Here is an 18,571-nt window from a genome sequence, read left to right on the forward strand (position 1 = left end):
TGTTTCCAAAACGGAAAGAAAGTTCGGCAATTATTGCGCCGTCCAGCCGCCATCCACGGAAATATGGGTGCCGGTGATGTTGCTTGCGGCGTCGCTTGCCAGAAACAGCGCAGCGGCGGCCACGTCATCGACGGTGACGAACTGCTTGGTTGCCTGCAGTTCCAGCATCACGTCGTTCTTCACCGCCTCTTCGCTGATGCCGCGCACCTTCGCCATTTCCGGTATCTGCTTTTCGACGAGCGGTGTGAGCACATAACCCGGACAGATGGCGTTGACGGTAACCCCGGTCTGCGCAAGCTCGAGCGCCGCCGTCTTCGTCAGGCCCATGATGCCGTGCTTGGCCGCCACATAGGCCGATTTGAACGGCGAGGCGACGAGACCGTGGGCGGATGCGATGTTGATGATACGGCCTTTTCCGGCCTTCTTCATCAGCGGTATCGCAGCCCGCATGGTATGGAAGGAACTGGTCAGATTGATGGCGATGATCCAGTCCCATTTCTCCGGCGGAAATTCCTCGATGGGCGCGATATGCTGGATGCCGGCATTGTTGACGAGCACATCCACCGAGCCGAGTTTTTCGTGCGAGGATTGAATGAGATCGGCGATCTCGTCCGGTTTCGTCATATCTGCGGGGTGATAGAGCACGCGCCCGCCGCTTTCCGCTTCCAGCAAAAGGCGCAGTTTTTCGATCTCGTCCTCATCGCCGAAACCGTTCAGTACAATATTGGCGCCCTCCCGCGCAAATCGCTGCGCAATCGCAAGGCCGATACCGCTTGTAGAGCCCGTCACGATAACTGTCCGATGCATGCTTTCCCCTTTTTGCATTACTTCGCACATGTTTAAGCAAGGTATGCCCAAAGGGGGCGGGCTGGCAATCGCCATTTGGCACCATTTAAGGGGAGCTCGGTAGCGCGGTGAAACAGGCCGCGCCCATCCATTTTTTCGAAGCTAAGCATCCAGATTCTGCATTTGCCTGCGGGAGCTTCCGTCCCTATCTCTGAGGCAAGCAAACAGAGGTATCATCTATGGAACTCGGTCTTTACACATTCGCGGATGTCAATCCCAACCCCGCCGATGGCCGTGGGCCGGAAGGCGCGCGTCGGCTGCGGGAACTCATCGAAGAGATCGAGCTTGCCGATCAGGTCGGGCTCGATGTCTTTGGCCTCGGGGAGCATCACCGTCCGGATTATGTCGTCTCCTCGCCCTCCACCGTTCTCGCGGCGGCGGCGGTGAAGACGAAGAATATTCGCCTGACGAGCGCCGTTTCGGTGCTGAGTTCGGACGATCCGGTGCGGGTGTTCCAGCAGTTTTCGACCGTCGATCTCCTGTCGAACGGCCGCGCCGAAATCATGGCCGGGCGCGGTTCCTTCATCGAATCCTACCCGCTGTTCGGTTACGATCTCGAGGATTACGATGTGCTCTTCGCCGAAAAGCTCGATCTGCTGCTGGCGTTGCGGGAGCAGGAAATCGTCACCTGGTCCGGCACCAAGCATCCCGCCATTAACGGGCGTGGCGTTTATCCGCGGCCGTTGCAGGAGCGTCTGCCGGTCTGGATCGCGGTTGGCGGCACGCCGCAATCGGTGGCGCGGGCAGGCGCCATGGGTCTGCCGGTGGCGCTTGCCATCATCGGCGGCGAATATCGCCGCTTCGCGCCTCTGTTCGATCTTTACCACGAGGCCGCGCGCCGCGCGGGGCAGGAGAAGACGAAGCTGCGCACCAGCATCAATGTGCACGGCTTCATTGCCGACACCACCGCCAAGGCGGCGGACCAGTTTTATGGACCGCAGGCGGAGGTGATGAACCGCATCGGCCGCGAGCGCGGCTGGGGGCCGACGAACCGCGCGCATTTCGACGCCGCGCGCGGGCCGGAGGGCAATCTCTTCCTCGGTGAGCCGGAACTGGTGGCGGAAAAGATCATCAAGGCGCATGGCGTTTTCAGGAACGATCGCTTCCTGCTGCAGATGGCCATCGGCCTGATGCCGCACGATCAGATCATGCGCGGCATCGAGCTTTATGGTACGAAAGTCGCCCCGATCGTCAGAAAAGAATTGACGGGGAGCGCCGATCCGGTGAAAGCCACGGCCTGATGATTGCCAAGGCGGGCGTTTTGAGACCCGCCATACAGAACGACGGACAGAGACATGGTCATTTCCACCGAAGAAGAACTGGTTCTGCTGAAGGACATCGGCCGTTTGTGCGCCGTCGCGATGCAGACCATGGCGGACGCGCTGGAACCCGGCATCACCACGGCCGAGCTGGATGCCATCGGCCGCAAGGTGCTGGAGGATAATGGTGCGCAATCGGCGCCGGAATTCTGCTACAAGTTTCCCGGCGCGACCTGCATCAGCGTCAACGAGGAAGTGGCCCACGGCATTCCGGGACCGCGCATCATCAAGGCGGGCGATCTCGTCAATATCGATGTCTCGGCGGTGAAGAACGGCTTTTTCGGCGATACCGGCTCGTCTTTCGCCGTGCCGCCGGTGAAGAAGGACATCGAGCGGCTGTGCCGCGATGGCAAACGCGCCATGTGGACGGGCCTGCAGCAGGTGAAAACCGGCCGGCCTTTCGCCGATATCGGCAATGCCATCGGCGCCTTTGCCAAGAAGAACCGCTATACGCTCATCACCAATCTCGCCAGCCACGGCATCGGCCGCTCGCTGCACGAGGAGCCAAAGGAACTGGCGACCTGGCCGGACAAGGACGAGCGTCGCATCATGCAGGAAGGCATGGTGTTTACCGTCGAGCCGTTCCTCTCGACCGGCGCCTATTGGGCCGAGGACGGCGATGACGATTCATGGACGCTCTACAGCGATCCGAGCGCGCCGACGGTCCAGTATGAGCACACCGTGGTTGCGACCAAGAACGGGCCGCTGGTGCTGACGCTGGCTGAGTGAGGGGCGGGGACTGGCTTCCGTTCATCAAGGCCAAATTACAAAGGTCCATTGTCTCGTCTTGGCCCCTGAGTGAGGCGAGCGGGTGCCCCTTGTTTCTTCTCCCCGAGGGGGAGAAGTCCGCGGCAGCGGGATGAGGGGGCGCCATCACCGGATTTCGGAGAGCTTGCCCCCCTCATCCGACCCTTCGGGCCACCTTCTCCCCGGCGGGGAGAAGAAATACGCGGCACCCTCGGAACGCATCGATGCTCGCCGCATGACAGATAACGACCGCTTATAACGCCGATCAAAATAACTCGCTTGTCCCTTATCCGCCCCGTTGCGATAAGCCATGCATGAGCATCGACAAGCCACTTTCCGCCAAACATCTGACTGCACTCGGATTTTCCGGGGCGCTGATGATGGCCTCCGCCATGGGTTTCGGCCGCTTTTCCTTCACCCCCATTCTGCCCGGCATGATGGCGGATGTTCCGCTTTCGGCGGGGGATGCGGGGATCGTGGCGGCGGGTAACTTCGCCGGTTATCTGGCCGGGGCGGTTCTGGCGGCCTATTCGTGGGGTTCGGGGCGGGAACGGCTGGTGGCGCTTTGCGGCCTGTTTTCCACCGGGGCATTGTTGCTTGCAATGGCGGCTTTCAACTCCGTCGCGGCCTTCACCGTCATCCGGTTTCTGGCTGGTGTCGCCAGCGCGCTCACCATGATCTTCACCTCGCAGATCGTTATCGGCCATGCTGTCAAGGCGGGCAGGGACAGCGTTCAGGCGCTGCATTATGGCGGCGTCGGTGCGGGCATCGCGATCTCCTCGCTTGCGGTCTATCTGATCGGCGTCGTTTTTGACGGCGGCGGCTCCTCATGGCGGGAGGAGTGGATTGCAGGTGCTGTCTTTTCCTTCATCACATTCATTCTCGTCTGGCGGGTGCTGCCCGCAGGCCCGCCGCGACATGCATCCTCGGTGGCGGAGCCGCCGCTCCACTGGACGCGGCCGCTCTTCCTGACGACGCTGGCCTATGGGCTTTTCGGTTTCGGTTACGTCATCACCGCCACCTTCATCGTGGCGATTGCCCGCATGGCCGCTGCCGGCGCCTTCGTGGAGTTTCTGGCCTGGTTCATCACCGGCTGCGCCGCCGCCATGTCGCTTTTCCTCTGGAAACCGGTCTTGAAATCGCAGGGGCTGAAACGCGCCTTCGTCATCGTTCTTGCTGTCGAAGCCATCGGTGTTTTCGCTTCCGTCATGCTGCCGCCGGTGCCGGGCGTTCTGGCCGGAGGCCTGCTTCTCGGGCTGACCTTCATGGTCATCACCGCCTATGGCCTGCAGCTCGGCCGGGAATTTGCCGGGCCGAGCCCGCGTCGCGCCTTTGCGCTGATGACGGCCGCTTTCGGCACGGGCCAGATTGTCGGGCCGCTTGCCGCCGGCTGGATTGCCGAAGTGACAGGAAGTTTCACCGCGCCCAGCATTCTCGCTTCCGCCGTGCTCGTCGTCAGCATGCTGCTGATGCTGCCGGTGCTGGCCACGGAGCGGCGGCGCTAGGCTGCGGGCCGTCTTTTCCTGTCTCTAATTCGGTGTTTCCGGCGGGCATCGCCCGCAATCTGCGCCTTACATCTTGTTAAGGTCAGCGCTTCTTCATTGCTGTGCACAAATTTCTGCCCTAGGTTCGGGCCATCTAGTGCTTCGCCAATAATGGCTGATTTCAAACGCGCGTGAGTTCGAAACGTGTTTCATTCCTTCTTTCCCAAACCGAAAATGTTCTTCACGTCGGCCATTATATGGGCTTTTTTCGCCATTCTCGGATGGTACTTCATCGTTGAAGGGTTAGGTCGGTCCTGGGGCTATGTCATGCCTGAACAGGAACCCTACGATCTCAGCTACTTTCTGGTCCCGGCCAACCTGTTCTTTTACGCCTATCTCGCCTTGTGTCTGGCGGCGTTCGGTGGGGTATGGACCGTTATCGCCAAGGATCACCCCTGGAAGTACTGGTCCATCTGGGGATCGCTGCTGATTATCGCGGTGACCTATTTCGGCGTTCAGATTTCGGTCGTTATCAATAATTTCCGCCGGCCTTTCGGCGATCTTCTGCAAAATGCCCTTTCGAAACAGCCGGGTATCGAGGTCTGGGATTTCTACAGTCTTCAGATCGTCTTCGCCAAGATCGCCTTTCTCAGCATGGCCGTTTCGATCCTGACGGATTTCTTCACCAGCCATTATATCTTCCGCTGGCGCACCGCGATGAACGACTTCTACATGTCCAAGTGGGAAAAGCTGCGCCACATCGAAGGTGCTTCCCAGCGTGTTCAGGAAGATACGATGCGGTTCTCCTCCACGCTCGAAGGGTTGGGCATCACGCTCATCAATTCGGTGATGACGCTCGTCGTGTTCCTGCCGATCCTGTTTGCGCTGTCGTCTTATGTCTCTGAATTGCCGATCCTCGGCGAAGTGCCGCATGCGCTGTTCTGGCTGGCGATAGTCTGGTCCATATTCGGCACCGTGCTTCTGGCGACGGTCGGCATCAAGCTGCCCGGCCTGAACTTCCGCAATCAGCGTGTGGAAGCCGCCTATCGTAAGGAACTGGTTTATGGCGAGGATCACGCCGACCGCGCCCAGCCGCCGACAGTCAAGGAACTCTACTCCAATGTGCGGAAGAATTATTTCCGTATGTATTGGCACTATCTCTATTTCAACGTCGCACGGTATTTCTACATTCAGGCCGATGCGGTGTTCCTGCTTCTGATGCTCGTTCCGACCATCGTGGCGGGCAAGATCACCTATGGTATCTACCAGCAAATCGCCACGGCCTTCGGTCAGGTCAGCAATTCGTTCCAGTATCTGGTCAATTCCTGGACAACGATCATCGAGCTGCTGTCCATCCACAAACGTCTTGTGGCCTTCGAGGCCGCGATCGACGACAAGCCCCTGCCGGATATCGACGAGCGCTATCTTCAGCGGGAAGCGGAAGCCGGAGAGCTGGCGGCCAACAAGCCTTGAAAAAAGGCGGTCGATTGGCCGCCTTCAGGTCTTGAGCACGTCCTACGAAGACGATGTGTTTGGTGAACTGCCTCATTCGCACCCGTCACCCCGGACTAGATCCGGGGTCCAGCGCGATCAAGTCCTTGATCGCAAAAGACTCTTCTCATGGCGCAGACGCGCCGTAGCTGGATGCCGGGTCATCCTCGGGCTTGTTCCGGGGACCGGCATGACGGAGGAGGGGTGTTCGACCTTTGTCAAGAACAGGAGAGCATGAGGAAGTTCACCCCTCGGTCTTCTGTTTCTTCCGCGCCTCGATCATCGGCATCGCCTCGGCATAGCTCACGCAGGCGACATCCTGCCTGCCGCAGACTTCGCGCAGCAGCCGCTCGTAGGCGTTCCAATAGGCGCCGCCATTCATCTTCACGAAGTGAAAGCCCATCTGTAGCGGAATGCGCTCGCCATTATATTGCCTGTCGAATGCATTGCGGAAGGCGGTATAGGCGCGCTCCTCGAATTCCTTCGAACGATCCGGCGTCTCGACGCCGATGGAGTGGCGGATGAAGAGATTGTAGTCCATGGCGATGATCGGGCGGTTGCCCGGGCCTTCCGGAATGAGCGGCAGGCCGAAATGCTCTATGCCGTCGCGCTCCACCGGCCATTCCGGTCCCTTGGTGATGCTGGTGGCGTCATAAACGAAACGGTGCTTTTTCTGCGCTTCGGTCAGCGCCGGCCCCTGCGAGAGATAGGGCGCGCGGAAACCATTGATCTTTTTCACCATCTCGCGCCAGCCTTCGGGTTCCTCGCCCTTTTTGCCGATCATCTGCCAGGCGTTTTCCAGCGTGCTGGTGAAAGTGGTGAATTCGCCGTCCCATTGTTCGGCGGTCCATTGCCCGCCATCGAAATGGCCGCAGGTGTGGTTGCCGATTTCGTGGCCTTCGCGATAAGCGGCCCAGATGTTTCTGAGCCTTGCCTCCACCTCTTCCGGCGACTGGCCGAAACCGACATTGGAACGTCCGGACTTCTGGCCAGGTCCCTGATAGGTCTTGGCGCTGGTTTTCCTGTCCATCACCAGCGTGCAGGCAAGGAAATAGGTGAAATGCGCGCCGACTTGCTTGCCCGTCGCCCGGCTTCTTTCCCACAGCGTATTGTCGCCCGCACCGTCGAAGGACACGATGACGAGCTGCTTCGGCTTCTCAGCCTCTTGCGCAAAAGCGGGAAGGGCGGCGAGAAGCGACAGGGAAAAGGCGGCAAATGGGCGAAACATCAGTTATCCGTCATATGAAACACCGTGGCCTTTTGCGGGTGGAATAAGGCGAAGCTTTGAATAGTCTGGCGTTTTCATGACTTTCGGCCTAATTCCTGTTGCAGCTTGCGGTGATAGGGCCGCTTCGTTCCACCCGGGGGACCGTGTTTCATGCTTTTTCTCGCACTTTGTCTTGCCTTGTTCCTGCTGACGCATCTTTTGAAGGTGGTCGCACCGCAATTTCGCGCGCGGATGATCGCGTCGATGGGCGAAGGCCCTTTCAAGGGCGTCTATTCGCTCGTCAGCCTCATCACGCTCGGCCTTGTCATTTATGCCTTCGGTGAAGCGCGGCAGGAAACCGGAATGTTGTGGTATCCGCCGGTCTGGATGAGCCATATTGCCGTGACCCTGATGCTGCCGGCGATGATCTGTCTTATCGCCAGCCTCATCCCGGCTGGCCACATCGCGACGAAGACGAAACATCCGCTCATTCTTTCGGTCAAGATATGGGCGCTCGCGCATCTTCTGGCCAATGGCGAGACGTCTTCCATTCTTCTTTTCGTATCGTTCCTCGCCTGGGGCGTGGTGATGCGGATTTCGCTGAAGCGCCGGGAACGGGCAGGCGAAAAAGTGGTCCGGGACTTCGTTTCAGGCCGTTACGATCTGGTGGCCGTTGTCGGCGGCATCGTCCTGTGGGGTGCTTTCATCCTGAAACTGCACGAATGGTTGATCGGCGTTCAGCCCATCGTCCTGTAGGAAATCAACGTTTCCCCCTTACATATCAGGCAAAATAGGCTAGAAGGCCGACCATGACCCGGTTGGCCTTACTTTTGCCGATCCGGGTAAGCGGCTTGGTATGTCCGCGGACGGATGGATCGGGACACGATCTCCGCGCGGGTAACGGAGAATTTGATGGCAAACGAGAATGATACCTTTATCCGCGAAGTGAACGAGCAGATCCGCTCCGAGCAGCTGTCGCGCTTCTGGGGCCGTTACGGTATCGTGGTCGTGGGTGCGGCCGTTCTCGTGGTTCTGGGCGCCGCCGGCGCCGGTATCTACGAATACTGGAACACCAGCCGCGCTTCCAATTCCGGTGATCAGTTCCTTGCGGCGCTGAAGCTCGCTTCGGACAACAAGACGGATGAGGCGCTGAAGGCCTTCGCCGATCTCGAAACCTCCGGTCATGGCAATTATCCGGTTCTGGCAAAGTTCCGCTCGGCCACGCTGCTGTCGCAGAAGGGTGATGCGGCCGGCGCCATCGCCGCCTTCACCGCCATCGGCAACGACACATCCGCACCGCAGGTCTTCCGCGACACCGCCAAGGTGCGCGCCGCCTGGCTGCTGGTGGATAACGGCACCTATGATCAGGTCGTCGCATTGGCCGAGCCGCTGAGCGCCGAGGGCCAGACCATGCGCGCTTCCGCCCGCGAAGCTCTGGGTCTTGCCGCCTACAAGGCCGGCGATTTCGCCAAGGCCAAACAATGGTTCGAGCAGATCGTCAGCGACGCGCAGGCGCCACGCAACGTGACGAACCGCGCGCAGATCATGCTCGACAATATCACCGCTTCGGGCAAGGCTGCCTAACGCCGCTGCGCCACGCAGGATCGCGCCGGCATTCTGTGCATTGCCAAAGCGATCCAACTCATTATTTTACGCATGTCCTTTGCCCAAAACAGGTAACGTTTTGGGCAGACGTGCTTTAAGGAACCAGGATCAATGAGCTTCACCGTCGCCATAGTCGGGCGCCCCAATGTCGGCAAGTCCACGCTTTTTAACCGTCTCGTCGGAAAGAAGCTGGCGCTGGTGGACGATACGCCGGGTGTGACCCGCGACCGCCGCCCCGGCGAGGCGAAGCTGGTCGACCTGCGTTTCACCATCATCGATACCGCCGGTCTGGAGCAATCCGGGCCGGAAACGCTTCAGGGCCGCATGTGGGCGCAGACCGAAGCGGCAATCGACGATGCCGATGTGACGCTGTTCGTTGTGGACGCCAAGGCTGGTCTGACGCCGGCCGACGAGACGCTCGCCGAAATGCTGCGCCGTCGGGGCAAGCCGGTGGTGCTGGTGGCCAACAAGTCCGAAGCGCGCGGCTCGGATGCCGGTTTCTATGATGCCTTCACGCTTGGCCTCGGTGACCCTTGCCCAATTTCGGCCGAACACGGTCAGGGCATGATCGACCTGCGCGACGCCATCGTCGAGGCGATCGGTGAAGACGTCGCCTTCCCGCCTGAGGTGGACGAGGCGGAGACGGATATCGTTTTGCCGCGCGGCGAGCCGGGCAGCGAGGATGAAGAAGACGAAGAGCCGGTTTATGACGAGACCAAGCCGCTGCGCGTCGCCATTATCGGCCGGCCGAATGCGGGCAAGTCGACGCTGATCAACCGCTTTCTCGGTGAAGACCGCCTGTTGACCGGCCCGGAAGCGGGCATTACCCGCGACAGTATTTCGGTCGAATGGGACTGGCGCGGCCGCACCATCAAGATGTTTGACACGGCCGGCATGCGCCGCAAGGCCAAGGTGACGGAGAAGCTGGAAAAGCTCTCGGTCGCGGATTCGCTGCGCTCCATTCGTTTTGCCGAAACCGTGGTGATCGTGTTCGACAGCACCATTCCCTTCGAGAAGCAGGATTTGCAGCTCGTCGATCTCGTCATCCGCGAAGGCCGCGCCGCCGTGCTCGCCTTCAACAAATGGGACCTGGTGGAAGACCCGCAGGCCTATCTGGCCGATCTGCGCGAGAAAACCGAGCGGCTTCTGCCGCAGGCGCGCGGCATTCGCGCCGTGCCGATTTCCGGCCAGACGGGTTATGGCCTCGACCGGCTGATGCAGAACATCATCGACACCGACAAGGTCTGGAACCGCCGCATCTCCACCGCCCGCCTTAACCGCTGGCTGGATTCGCAGACGACCCAGCATCCGCCGCCGGCCGTTTCCGGCCGCCGCCTGAAGCTGAAATATATGACGCAGGTCAAGGCCCGCCCGCCGGCCTTCATGATTTCCTGCACGCGGCCGGAAGCTATTCCGGAAAGCTATACACGTTATCTGGTGAACGGTCTGCGCAAGGATTTCGACATGCCGGGCGTGCCGATCCGTGTGCATTATCGTGGGTCTGACAATCCGTTCGAGAGCAAGGCTAAGAAGCGGCGTTGATTTTGATGTGAAGGGTCGCCGCGTATTTCTTCTCCCCATCGGGGAGAAGGTGGCCCGAAGGGTCGGATGAGGGGGCACCCTCTCCGTATATCTCGACCGTCGCCCCCTCATCCCGCTGCCGCGGACTTCTCCCCGGCGGGGAGAAGAAACAAGGGGCACCCGCTCGCTCCAATTTCACGGTTTTGAAGAGTAAAAGACCATGCTGATCAAGCAGACCGATTATCACCGGATTTACCGCGTCATCAACAGCCTGCTCATCAGCCAGAATGCCGATCCCGCCTCGGCCTCCATGTATTTCAGCACCTTCGGCGCCTTCATCCTGCAGCAGCATTACAAGGTGAAGGCGGTGCCGAAGGGCGGGCTTGCGGCCTATAATCTCGGTGGAACCGTGCTGCTATTCGCCGATCACCGTGAAGACGGTTATGTGACGGGCGCGGGCGAGAACTTCCACTGCTGGATCGAGGCGGATGGCTGGGCGATCGATTTCATGGCGCCGGCATTTTCGGAGGGTGCCAATGGGCTTTCCGTGCCGGCGAAAATGTTCCAGCGGCCGCTTGCCGCCATGGCGGCATCCATCAACGATCTCGGACAATCCGGCGATTTCTTCTATCGTTCCGAACCCGAAGCCACGGCCAAGCGCTTTGCCGACTGGCACAGGCAGGCGATGATCGGCGATATGGCGAGCGTTGCCGCCAACTGGTTCCGCAAGTCGCCGAAACAGATGGCCGCATCGCTTTCGGTAACGGATCGCGACGGCAAGGCGCGGACCGTGCCGCTTTCCGGCCAGATGCTTACCGGAGCATGGTGAAGGCGGGTTACGCCGCGCAGTGTCGATCCTCAAGGTTTTGTCAGCAAAAGGCCTTTTGAGGCAATGTTGCTACGCAGGCTGGGCTTCACCATCTCGCACTCACGCCGCCCGATAGTCTGGTGCTGGTTTTCCACGGGACGGTGGCCGTCATACCCAACAGCGCCCTGCCGATTGCTGCAAAGGACATCATCGAGAAAATCAATCACTGGTGCGCAGCCCAACGGAAAGAGCTTCTTCCCTTAGCCTGAGGCGGTATCATCCGGAAACAGAGGACGGCCAGCGTGTTCTCGCGGCAGCCGCCTGACGTCAATCAGCAGCCCGACCCCGTTCTAAAGATAACGGCAGTCGCGTCCTGATTGCCTTGTGGCATTCCCGCTTCGTTTCGTCCACCGTTCCCGAACAGAATCTCGGGGATCGCCTCATGCAAGTTGAGAACGCGACAGCAGCGGCAGGGATTTTCCCGCCGCGTGAATGACATTGTCGAGGAATTGCCGCGAGGCTTTTTCCCAGCTGTAGCTTCTGGAAAGCGCCAGCGCCTCCTGTGGCGAACAATGAAGCGCCGCGAGACAGGCATCGCGAAGATTGTCGTCCAGCGCACCGGCTGCCGGGTTGCCGCCGAGAATATCGATCGGCCCGGTGACGGGGAAGGCGGCCACGGGCACGCCGCTTGCCAGCGCTTCCAGAATGGTGTTGCCGAACGTGTCGGTCTTGGAGGGGAAAACGAAGACATCGGCCTGCGCATAGGCATCGGCCAGCTCCTCACCGGTCTTGACGCCGGTGAACAAAACGTCCGGATATTTCTCCTGCAATTCATGGCGGGCAGGGCCGTCGCCGATAACGACCTTCGAACCCGGCAGGTCCAGTTCCAGAAATTCCGGCAGGTTCTTCTCCACCGCCACACGTCCCACCGTCATGAAGATTGGGCGCGGCAGGTCGAAAGGCAGCTTTGCTTTCGGGCGGGGATGGAAAAGCTCGGCGTCGATGCCGCGGCTCCAGCGCTTCAGATTGCGCACGCCGCGCGCTTCCAGTTCGGTCTCAAGGCTCGGCGTCGCCACCATGCAGGTGTTGCCGCCATTGTGGAACCAGCGCACGAAAGCGTAAAGCCAGCTTTCCGGCACAGGGAAGCGCGCCGCCACATATTCGGGAAAGCGGGTGTGATAGCTGGTGGAAAAACGCATGCGGTTCTTCACGCACCAGCGCCGCGCCATGAAGCCCAGCGGTCCTTCCGTCGCAATATGCACGAAGGAAGGCTGGCTTTTTTCGATCTCCGCCGCCACACGGCGATAACCGGCAACCGAAAGGCGGATTTCCGGATAGGTGGGGCAGGGAATGCTGTAAAAACTCTGCGGCGTGACCATGCGCACATCGACGCCGAGCCGCGCGAGTTCGGTATTGGTGTTTTCTATGGAGCGAACCACGCCGTTGACCTGCGGGTGCCAGGCATCTGTGACAATCGTGATTCTCGTCATGAAACACTGATCCTGCTCATCTGCGCGCGGGCGAATCCCCATTGCCCGGCTTCTGCCCGTATATGCGGCGTGCGTGTTACAGGATCATGTCAGGGTGTGTGACAGCGAGGAAGCGTGGTTTGCGCGCGGAAGTTTGCGCGCTTCCCCGGTGCGACGGAGCCTTATCCCACCAGCGGCAGCAGCTCGGGGCTGATCAGCGCGCCGTGGTGGCCGATGACGGTTGCCGCCGCCCTTGCCGCGAAGGTGGCCGCTTCCTCCGGCGAACTGCCGGTCACATAACGGGCGAGGAAAGCGCCGTTGAAGCTGTCGCCGGCGCTTGTCGTGTCCACCACGTCTACGGCCTTCACCGCCGGGGCGTGAGTGCGGCTGCCGCCGAAATCGAGCGTCGCGCCCTTGGCGCCGTCCTTCACGACGATGTTTTCGACGCCAAGCGAACGGTAGCGGTCGATGGTCGCTTCCACGGAGACATCGCCGAAATGGCTCGCCTCGTCATCGAAGCTTGGCATGACAAGCGTTGCGGCGCGTGCGCCGTTGGAGATGGTCTCGAGCATCGTATCCTTATCCGCCCACAGGCGCGGGCGGATGTTGGGGTCGAAGACCACCAGCTTGCCCGCCGCCCTGGCGCGGCGCAGTTCGGCGAGGAACGTATCGACATCATGGGCGGAGGCGAGAATGGCGAGCGTGATGCCGGAGAAATAGACGACATCGGCGCTTTCCACCGTCCTGCGCAGGTGGTCCGCATCGGCGGCCAGCTGCCTTGCGGCGGCGGCGTTGCGCCAGTAGCTGAAGGTGCGCTCGCCATCCTTCAGATTGATGAGGTAGAGGCCGGGCGTGCCGCCCTTGATGCGGCGGATTTTTTCCGTGCCGATGCCGGCGTCCGCGATGAAGGTGAGCATGTCTTCAGAAAGAGGATCGTCGCCAAGCGCGGTGAAATAATCGACCGACCAGTCGCCCGGCAGGCAGGCCCGGGCATACCATGCGGTATTGAATGTATCGCCGGCAAAACCCTTGCGCAGCAGCCCGTTGCCGGCCTGCGACAGTTCCACCATGCATTCGCCAATCGACAGAAACCGTCCGCCCACGCCGTCATCCTCCCTTTTTTCCAGCCATGCGGCTTACGACGAGTGCGCGCCTCTGACAAGGGCGGTTGTAGCCGTTTGTGCATGTGCGAAGTTCCGGTTTACGCGGAGGCAACGGCTTTATATTCTCTGGCAAGACGCCCACAGGAGATCGCCGATGACGCTGCCCTATGCCCCGGTCCACAAACCTCAAGCACAATCGGACTGGTGGAAGGGAGCGGTGATCTATCAGGTCTATCCGCGCTCGTTTCAGGATACGACCGGCGACGGTTTCGGCGATCTTGCCGGGGTGACGAAACGCCTGCCCTATATCGCCTCGCTCGGTGTCGACGGCATCTGGCTTTCGCCCTTCTTCACCTCGCCCATGGCCGATATGGGGTATGACGTTTCCGATTATTGCAATGTCGATCCGATGTTCGGCACGCTTGCCGATTTCGACGCACTGATGGCCGAGGCGCACCGTTTGGGATTGAAGGTCATCATCGACCAGGTCATCTCGCACACGTCGGACCAGCATCCCTGGTTCGTGGACAGCCGGGCGAGCCGCACCAACAGCAAGGCTGACTGGTATGTCTGGGCCAATCCCAAGCCGGATGGCACGGCACCCACCAACTGGCTTTCCGTGTTCGGCGGACCGGCATGGGAATGGGACGGCGTGCGCAAGCAATATTACATGCACAGCTTCCTCGCCTCGCAGCCGGATCTCAATTTCCATAATCCGGATGTGCAGGATGCGCTTCTGGAAACCGTGCGGTTCTGGCTGGATCGCGGTGTGGACGGTTTCCGGCTCGATACCGTGAACCACTATTTCCACGACAAGCTTTTGCGCGACAACCCGCCGCTTTTCGACGAGGAAAGTTTCGGTCTCGATGCTTCCGACGTCAATCCCTATGGCATGCAGGACCATCTCTACGACAAGACGCGGCCGGAAAACGTGGCTTTCCTGAAGCGTTTTCGCGCGCTGCTCGACGAGTATGAGGGGCGCGCCACGGTGGGTGAAGTGGGAGACGGGGCGCGGTCGCTGAAGACGGTGGCGGCTTATACGTCCGGCAATGACAAGCTCAACATGTGCTACACTTTCGACCTGCTGGGGCCGGATTTCAGCGCGAAGCATCTGCGCGCCTCGGTCGAGACCTTCGGCAAGGTGGTGACGGATGGCTGGGTGTGCTGGGCCTTTTCCAACCACGATGTGGTTCGCCACCTCAGCCGTTTTTCCGAAAGTGTAGAGGAGCAGGTGCGGGTGGCGAAGCTTGCCATCTGCGTTCTCGCCAGCCTGCGCGGTTCCATATGTCTCTATCAGGGCGAGGAGCTGGGTCTGATCGAGGCGGAACTCGCCTTCGAGGATCTGCGCGATCCCTACGGCATCCGCTTCTGGCCCGCCTTCAAGGGGCGGGACGGATGCCGCACGCCGATGGTGTGGGAGACAGGCAAGCCGAATGCCGGTTTTTCCAGCGCTGAAAAGCCCTGGCTGCCGGTGCCCTATGTTCATGCCATGCAGGCTGTGGATGCGCAGGAGCGCAAGCCGGACTCGGTTCTGAACCATTACCGCGCCGTCTTGTCATTCCGAAAAGGTCACGGCGCGCTGCGCGATGGCGATATGCATTTCATCAAGACCAATCTCGATGTGCTGGCCTTCACGCGCCAGAAGGGGGATGAAAAATTGCTCTTCGTTTTCAACCTCACCCGTGAGGCGGTGGAATTCCCGATACCGAAGGCCATGCGGGTCACCGATATACTGCCGATGCCGGGTTTCGCACCGTTATTCGATGCGGGTATCGTGAAGCTCGAGGGGCTGGATGTGTTTTGCGGGGTCGTTGCATGAGCGGGCAATTTGCCATCGAGACGGCCGGCGAAGCATCGCTCGATGAGTGGTCGCTTCTGCGGCACCGTTTGTGGCCGGATGCTTCACCCGCCGAACACCGGGCGGAGTTGCAGGACGTCTCCGACAACGAGGTTGGATTTATCGCCTATGATCCGGCGGGCATGGCCATCGGTTTTGCCGAAGCCAGCCTGCGGCACGATTATGTCAACGGATGCGACGCCTCGCCCGTGGCCTTTCTGGAAGGCGTTTATGTGGAGGAGGCCTTTCGCAAGCAGGGCGTTGCGGCGGCATTGATTGCCGAAGTAACCCGTTGGGCGACCAGCAAGGGTGTGAGCGAACTTGCTTCCGATGCCGATATTTCCAATGTCGATTCACACCGCATGCATGCGGCGCTGGGATTTGAGGAAACGCAGCGGGTGGTTTATTTTCGCAAGTCTCTGCCCTTGGGTTCATGACCTCCCGGCGCTGTTCGGCCAGCGGATGATGTCAGTCTTCGCGGGCGCCTTTCCCCGATCAAATGCGGCGCCATGATCGCGTCTTGGATGGTTAATAGTAATATTTAAGTATTTAGTGATTTATGACGGTTTAAATTCGAATTAATTCAATATTAAAACATGAATGTATTCGTATTAATGAAAATTTTCAAGTAAATTTTTCATATTTACTTCGATTTTGGCGAGCCTTGGGCAAGTTTCCAGTATTAATTATTGAAACCTACAGATTTTTCGGTCTCCACCCATAAAGTGAGCAGGGATTGTCATGTCCGTTTCAATCAAGAATTTCAATCAGCCCAATACCGCGAATTCCACATCGTCAAGCGCCAAAGCTAAGGCTGCCCTTCCATCCATCCGAGAGGTCTTCCTTTCCGGACAATCGGCAGCCCGGGCATCCACACCGAAATCAGCCCCCAAAACCTCGTCAGCCGATTATATCGCATCGCCCGCCTTCATGTGGAATCTGAGGGCCAAGCTTTCCCTGGCGGGGGACGATCCGGCGCAATATCTGCGCGCTCGGTCGATGATGAGCGCTCTCGAGCGTGGGGCCTTGCAGGTTTCGAACCCCACTCAGGGCAAAACGATCAATGCGTGGGACCCGAACCAGAAAAACGCCAAGCCGACGACAGCCACTGACATTGCCAAGACCAACTGGGTGGATTTCCTCAACACGCAGCTGAAGCGCAGCGAAGACGGCGAGCTTTCCAAGGATGGAAGCGGAAGCTATGTCGACAAGGCGACAGGAAAACACGCCTATTTTGGCAGGGTCGCGGGCAAATATTATTACGTCACCTGGCCTTCGGAGACGAAAGCATGAGGCCGCTTTCGCGGCCTCGAAATGCGGATTGAGCGTTTTCCGCTGCCCCGGTCGGCAAGCCACCGTCAGATCAGCGCAAACCGGTCCACATCCACCATACCCATATCGGAAATCTTCAGATGCGGGATGACGGGCAGGGGCAGGAAGGCGACCTGCAGGAAGGGTTCTTCCAGCGTCGTGCCGAGTGCATAGGCTGCTTTTCTGAGCGTGTGCAGCGTATCGCGAACGGTCTCATAGGGTTCGAGGCTCATCAGCCCGGCGACGGGCAAAGCGATCTCACCCGTCACCCTGCCGTCTTCCACCACCACGAAGCCGCCCTTGATTTCGCCGAGCCGGTTGGCGGCCAGCGCCATGTCGTCTTCGCTCACGCCGACGACACAGATATTGTGGCTGTCATGGCCGACGGTTGAGGCGATGGCGCCTTTTTTCAGGCCGAAGCCCTGAACGAAACCGTTGGCATGGTTGCCGTTCTTGCCGTGGCGTTCGATGACGGCGACCTTGATGATGTCGTTTTCAAGATCGACGGTGGTCTGGTTGCCATCCGTCGGCAGCCTGTAGCGGCGGTGCTCGGTAATGATCTTGCCGGGAAGCACACCCATGACAGGGCTTTCGCCCTCCGTGACCGGCACGCCGAAATGCGAGGCGAGCACGGGTCTTGCCTTGATGCTGTCGAGGCCGACGGGTGCGACCGGTTTGCGCGTGGCAAAAAGGGCGTCATCGACGAGCCGGCCGCCGGAAAGCACCATGCTCGCCTTGCAGTTCTGCAGGCTGTCGATGACCACAAGATCGGCCCGCCAGCCCGGTGCGACAAGGCCGCGATCCCGCAGACCGAAGGCTTTTGCGGCGGAAATGGAGGCGGCGCGGTAGATGGCGAGCGGTTCCACGCCGCTGGCGATTGCGGTGCGGATCATATAGTCGAGATGACCCTGTTCGGCGATGTCGAGCGGGTTGCGATCATCCGTGCAGAGGGCCAGATAGGGCGACAGGCGTTCGGTGATGATCGGCATCAGGGCGTGCAGGTCCTTCGAGACCGAGCCTTCGCGCACCAGAATATGCATGCCCTTGCGGATTTTCTCCAGCGCCTCAGTCGCGCTCGTGCATTCATGTTCGGTGCGGATGCCGGCGGCGAGATAGCCGTTCAGCGCCGTGCCGGAAAGAAGCGGTGCATGGCCGTCGATATGCTGGCCCCGAAAGGCCTCTAGCTTCGCCATGCACACCGGATCCTTGTGGATGACGCCCGGAAAATTCATGAATTCGGCAAGGCCGATGACCTTCGGGTGCCCCCGGAACGGCAGCAGTTTTTCGATGGGCAGATCGGCGCCGGCGGTTTCCAGATGGGTGGCGGGCACGCAGGAGGAGAGCTGCACGCGGATGTCCATGATGGTTTCCATGGCGCTGTCGAGGAAGAACTGAAGCCCTTCCACGCCCAGAACATTGGCGATCTCGTGCGGGTCGCAAATGGCCGTGGTAACGCCATAGGGCAAAACGCAGCGGTCGAATTCGTGCGGTGTCACCAGCGACGATTCGATATGGAGATGCGTATCGATGAAACCCGGAACGACGATCTTTCCGGAAATGTCGATTTCCTGTCGCCCCTTGTAGTTATCGCAGGTGCCGACGATGGTGTCGCCACAGATGGCGATATCCGAAGCGACGAGTTCTCCGGTGACGAGGTCGAAGAAGCGTCCGCCCTTTAGAACCATGTCCGCCGGTTCACGGCCCGTACCCTGATCGATGCGCGTTTCAAGTCTGGAATTCATGCGGGTTTCTTCGGCTCCTGATTTACGTCGTATGCGAGAATTTTCACTATTTACATTCTGTGGTTGTTTCTTGGTCTATTC

Annotated in this window: 16 protein-coding genes; 11 read left to right on the forward strand and 5 right to left on the reverse strand. The window is 59.9% G+C overall.

From position 1 onward, the window contains the following. Positions 1-30: 30 nt before the first annotated feature. Positions 31-807, reverse strand: a complete 777-nt coding sequence (locus RAC79_RS12565) for a 3-hydroxybutyrate dehydrogenase (RefSeq protein WP_003524233.1) — start codon at positions 805-807, stop codon at positions 31-33. 218 nt (positions 808-1,025) lie between these two features. On the opposite strand from RAC79_RS12565, the gene RAC79_RS12570 reads away from it, so the two are divergent. From RAC79_RS12570 to sbmA, 4 genes are all read left to right on the forward strand, one after another. Beyond that, positions 1,026-2,087, forward strand: a complete 1,062-nt coding sequence (locus tag RAC79_RS12570; RefSeq protein WP_080856655.1) for an LLM class flavin-dependent oxidoreductase — start codon at positions 1,026-1,028, stop codon at positions 2,085-2,087. Between the two features lie 54 nt (positions 2,088-2,141). Next, positions 2,142-2,894 (forward strand): type I methionyl aminopeptidase, encoded by a 753-nt coding sequence (gene map / locus RAC79_RS12575; protein WP_374997075.1) that lies wholly within the window; start codon positions 2,142-2,144, stop codon positions 2,892-2,894. Positions 2,895-3,226: 332 nt separating this feature from the next. Continuing rightward, on the forward strand, positions 3,227-4,417 hold the full coding sequence (locus RAC79_RS12580) for an MFS transporter (protein WP_174039549.1): 1,191 nt from the start codon (positions 3,227-3,229) through the stop codon (positions 4,415-4,417). Positions 4,418-4,600: 183 nt separating this feature from the next. Further along, positions 4,601-5,869: a peptide antibiotic transporter SbmA gene (sbmA, locus tag RAC79_RS12585; protein WP_174039548.1), complete on the forward strand. Its 1,269-nt coding sequence runs from the start codon at positions 4,601-4,603 to the stop codon at positions 5,867-5,869. Between the two features lie 262 nt (positions 5,870-6,131). On the opposite strand, the gene RAC79_RS12590 is transcribed toward sbmA, so the two are convergent. Then, positions 6,132-7,115 (reverse strand): polysaccharide deacetylase, encoded by a 984-nt coding sequence (locus RAC79_RS12590; RefSeq protein WP_174039547.1) that lies wholly within the window; start codon positions 7,113-7,115, stop codon positions 6,132-6,134. 150 nt (positions 7,116-7,265) lie between these two features. On the opposite strand from RAC79_RS12590, the gene RAC79_RS12595 reads away from it, so the two are divergent. From RAC79_RS12595 to RAC79_RS12610, 4 genes are all read left to right on the forward strand, one after another. Further along, complete coding sequence (locus tag RAC79_RS12595) at positions 7,266-7,850, forward strand: NnrU family protein (RefSeq protein ID WP_065655660.1); 585 nt, start codon at positions 7,266-7,268, stop codon at positions 7,848-7,850. A 156-nt stretch (positions 7,851-8,006) separates the two neighbouring features. Beyond that, a complete protein-coding gene (locus RAC79_RS12600; protein ID WP_174039546.1) occupies positions 8,007-8,678 on the forward strand; it encodes a tetratricopeptide repeat protein in 672 nt (223 codons plus the stop codon). 132 nt (positions 8,679-8,810) lie between these two features. Continuing rightward, positions 8,811-10,241 (forward strand): ribosome biogenesis GTPase Der, encoded by a 1,431-nt coding sequence (gene der / locus RAC79_RS12605; protein WP_065113932.1) that lies wholly within the window; start codon positions 8,811-8,813, stop codon positions 10,239-10,241. A 199-nt stretch (positions 10,242-10,440) separates the two neighbouring features. Beyond that, complete coding sequence (locus RAC79_RS12610; RefSeq protein ID WP_174039545.1) at positions 10,441-11,049, forward strand: DUF2026 family protein; 609 nt, start codon at positions 10,441-10,443, stop codon at positions 11,047-11,049. Positions 11,050-11,468: 419 nt separating this feature from the next. Here RAC79_RS12610 and RAC79_RS12615 read toward each other — a convergent pair whose 3' ends face one another. Both RAC79_RS12615 and RAC79_RS12620 read right to left on the reverse strand, forming a co-directional pair. Continuing rightward, positions 11,469-12,518: a bifunctional monoglucosyl/glucuronosyl diacylglycerol synthase gene (locus tag RAC79_RS12615; protein ID WP_035240305.1), complete on the reverse strand. Its 1,050-nt coding sequence runs from the start codon at positions 12,516-12,518 to the stop codon at positions 11,469-11,471. A 161-nt stretch (positions 12,519-12,679) separates the two neighbouring features. After that, positions 12,680-13,600: a sugar kinase gene (locus RAC79_RS12620; protein WP_174036299.1), complete on the reverse strand. Its 921-nt coding sequence runs from the start codon at positions 13,598-13,600 to the stop codon at positions 12,680-12,682. Positions 13,601-13,754: 154 nt separating this feature from the next. Between RAC79_RS12620 and RAC79_RS12625 the strand changes: the two genes are divergently transcribed. The 3 genes from RAC79_RS12625 to RAC79_RS12635 all read left to right on the forward strand — a co-directional run bounded on the left by RAC79_RS12625 (position 13,755) and on the right by RAC79_RS12635 (position 16,730). Then, the gene (locus tag RAC79_RS12625) at positions 13,755-15,419 is read left to right on the forward strand and encodes an alpha-glucosidase family protein (RefSeq protein ID WP_078051749.1); all 1,665 of its coding nucleotides are present in this window, start codon (positions 13,755-13,757) and stop codon (positions 15,417-15,419) included. After that, positions 15,416-15,874 (forward strand): aminoglycoside 6'-N-acetyltransferase, encoded by a 459-nt coding sequence (gene aac(6'), locus RAC79_RS12630; RefSeq protein ID WP_078051750.1) that lies wholly within the window; start codon positions 15,416-15,418, stop codon positions 15,872-15,874. Before RAC79_RS12625 ends, aac(6') begins: the two co-directional genes overlap by 4 nt. Positions 15,875-16,178: 304 nt before the next feature. Then, complete coding sequence (locus RAC79_RS12635; RefSeq protein ID WP_078051751.1) at positions 16,179-16,730, forward strand: hypothetical protein; 552 nt, start codon at positions 16,179-16,181, stop codon at positions 16,728-16,730. 65 nt (positions 16,731-16,795) lie between these two features. Here the strand turns inward: RAC79_RS12635 and ade are convergent, their stop codons facing one another. Next, complete coding sequence (gene ade / locus RAC79_RS12640) at positions 16,796-18,490, reverse strand: adenine deaminase (RefSeq protein WP_078051752.1); 1,695 nt, start codon at positions 18,488-18,490, stop codon at positions 16,796-16,798. Positions 18,491-18,571: the final 81 nt, after the last annotated feature.

Source organism: Agrobacterium sp. LR_9 (assembly GCF_041954855.1).
GTDB classification, from domain to species: Bacteria; Pseudomonadota; Alphaproteobacteria; order Rhizobiales; family Rhizobiaceae; genus Agrobacterium; species Agrobacterium leguminum.